Below are 2,885 nucleotides of genomic sequence, written 5' to 3'. Positions count from 1 at the left end.
TTTCCAACTGTGATCTGGTGCGGTGGGGGCCACCGAACGTCGTCTTCGCCACCGTGACAGGATGGTCAACCATGGTGGACGTGGAGTGGGAAACGTTGCGCGCCAAGGCACATGAAGCGATGGGGCGTGCGTACGCGCCGTACTCGCGGTTCCCGGTGGGGGCTGCCGCTCTCACCGCCGACGGCGCGGTTGTGAGTGGGTGCAATGTGGAAAATGTCTCACATGGGGTGGGACTTTGTGCCGAATGCGTACTCGTCGGTAACTTCGTTTCCGGTGGTGGCGGACGGTTGCGAGCGATCTCGGTCTGCGACGCCCGCGGCGCCGTTCTGATGCCCTGCGGGCGCTGCCGCCAGCTCCTCATCGAGCACGGCGGACCCGACCTGCTCGTCGACACGTCCCGAGGGCCGCGGCCCATGTCCGAGCTGCTGCCCGACGCGTTCGGGCCCGATGATCTTGCGGCCGTGCATCCGACGGGAGGCGATCGTGCCTGACATCGTCTCCGTGATCCGGCACAAGCGCGACGGTCTGGAACTGACCGGCGCCGAGATCGACTGGGTGATCAGAGCGTTCACCCACGACATCGTCGCCGACGAACAGATGGCGGCTCTCGCGATGGCCATCTGGTTCCGCGGCATGACCCGCGCCGAGACCGCCCGCTGGACGACCGCGATGATCGACTCCGGACGGCGTCTCGACTTCACCGGGTTGGGCCTGCCCACCGTCGACAAGCACTCCACCGGCGGTGTCGGCGACAAGATCACGCTGCCGCTCGCACCGCTCGTCGCGGCGTGCGGGGCTGCGGTGCCGCAGTTGTCCGGACGCGGACTCGGATACGCCGGCGGCACCCTCGACAAACTCGAATCGATTCCCGGCTGGCGCGCCGACCTCGACACCGTCGAGATGGCCGAGCTCCTCACCGATCCGGCGATCGGCGCGGTCGTGTGCGCACCCACCGAGGACCTGGCCCCGGCCGACCGCAAGCTCTATGCGCTGCGCGACGTCACCGGCACCGTCGAATCGATCCCGCTCATCGCCAGTTCGATCATGAGCAAGAAGATCGCCGAAGGAGCGGGCGCGCTCGTTCTCGACGTCAAGGTCGGCTCCGGCGCCTACATGACCGAGCTGGGCGAGGCACGCGAACTCGCGCGCACGATGGTCGAGCTCGGCAGCGACGAAGGCCTGCCCACCGTCGCGTTGATCACCCGCATGGACACCCCGCTCGGGCGCACGGCGGGGAATGCGCTCGAGGTACGCGAGGCTGTCGAGGTTCTCGCCGGTGGCGGACCGCCCGACGTCGTGGAGCTGACCCTGGCGCTGGCGCGGGAGATGCTCGCTCTCGCCGGGATCGACGGCGTCGACCCCGCCGAGCGGCTGAAGGACGGCTCGGCGATGGACCGATGGCGCGCGATGATCGCCGCGCAGGGAGGCGACCCGGACGCTGCGTTGCCCACCGCCGCGTACACCGAGACCCTGCGTGCGGACTCCGACGGCATCCTCACCGGACTCGACGCCATGGCGGTCGGGGTCGCGGCGTGGCGGCTCGGCGCAGGTCGTGAACGGCAGGGGCAGGCCGTGCAGGCCGGCGCCGGTGTCGAGCTGCACGCGAAACCGGGCGAGGCGGTGCGCGCCGGGCAGGTCCTCGCGACCCTGCACACCGATACCCCGGAGAAGATCCCGGCCGCGCTCACCACGCTGCAGGGCGGGGTCCGGATCTCCGCCGAGGCGTCCGACGGAGGGGCACCCGCGGTGCCCGCGCGACCGCTCGTCGTGGAGCGGATCTCCGGGTAGCCGACTACCGTCGGGGCATGAACGAGCTGACTGCCCCGCAGGTGCGTACGGCACCGAAGGTTCTGCTCCACGACCACCTCGACGGTGGCCTGCGACCGGCGACGATTCTGGACCTCGCCGACGCATGCGGCCACACCCTGCCTGCCGATTCCGAGACCGAGTTGGCCGGATGGTTCCGGCAGTCGGCGGACAGCGGTTCGCTGGTGCGGTACCTCGAGACATTCGAGCACACGGTCGCCGTCATGCAGACTGCCGAGGGGCTCGAACGGGTCGCCCGCGAGTGCGTCGAGGATCTTGCCGCCGACGGCGTCGTCTACGCGGAGGTTCGGTTCGCGCCGGAACAGCACCTCGAGTCCGGCCTGACCCTCGACGAGGTCGTCGAACACGTTCTCGAGGGGTTCCGGTCGGGGGAGTCCGCGGTCGCGGCGGCTGGCGGCCGGATCCACGTGGGATGTCTGCTCACCGCGATGCGGCACGCGGCGCGGTCGCGTGAAATCGCCGAACTGGCAGTGCGTTTCCGCGACCGGGGGGTCGCCGGGTTCGACATCGCCGGCGCCGAGGCCGGATATCCGCCCAGCCGGCACCTCGACGCCTTCGAGTACATGCGAGCGGCCAACGCGCACTTCACGATTCACGCGGGCGAAGCGTTCGGGCTCCCGTCGATCCACGAGGCCGTCGCGTTCTGCGGCACCGACCGGCTCGGTCACGGGGTGCGGATCGTCGACGACATCACCGTCGCCGAGGACGGCACCGCGTCGCTCGGTCTGTTGGCGAATTACGTGCGGGACAAGAGGATTCCGCTCGAGCTCTGCCCCAGCTCCAATGTCCAGACCGGCGCGGTGGCCGCGCTCGAGGACCATCCGTTCGATCTGCTCGCGCGGCTGCGGTTCCGCGTCACCGTCAACACCGACAACCGGCTGATGAGCGACACCACGATGACGAAGGAGATGATGCGCCTGGTCGAGACGTTCGGCTACGGCTGGGTCGATCTCGAACGGTTCACCATCAACGCCATGAAATCGGCGTTCCTGCCGTTCGATCAGCGGCTCGAGCTGATCGACGACGTCATCAAGCCCGGCTACGCGGTGTTGATAGGC

General features: G+C 69.2%; 3 protein-coding genes. All 3 read left to right on the top strand.

Annotated elements, in window-relative coordinates; translation table 11 throughout:
* The first annotated feature begins 71 nt into the window (after positions 1 to 71).
* Positions 72 to 491 carry a cytidine deaminase gene (locus I0Q12_RS22755; RefSeq protein WP_197254985.1) on the top strand — a complete coding sequence of 140 codons (420 nt, stop codon included), beginning with the start codon at positions 72 to 74 and terminating at the stop codon, positions 489 to 491.
* A complete protein-coding gene (locus I0Q12_RS22750; protein ID WP_197254983.1) occupies positions 484 to 1,788 on the top strand; it encodes a thymidine phosphorylase in 1,305 nt (434 codons plus the stop codon). Before I0Q12_RS22755 ends, I0Q12_RS22750 begins: the two co-directional genes overlap by 8 nt.
* 17 nt (positions 1,789 to 1,805) lie before the next feature.
* Positions 1,806 to 2,885, top strand: a 1,080-nt coding sequence (locus tag I0Q12_RS22745) for an adenosine deaminase (protein WP_197254981.1), incomplete at its 3' end; no start/stop codon positions are given.

This window comes from Rhodococcus sp. CX, assembly GCF_015865005.1.
Classification (GTDB): Bacteria; Actinomycetota; Actinomycetes; order Mycobacteriales; family Mycobacteriaceae; genus Rhodococcus.
This window is presented reverse-complemented; position numbering and strand designations above follow the sequence as displayed.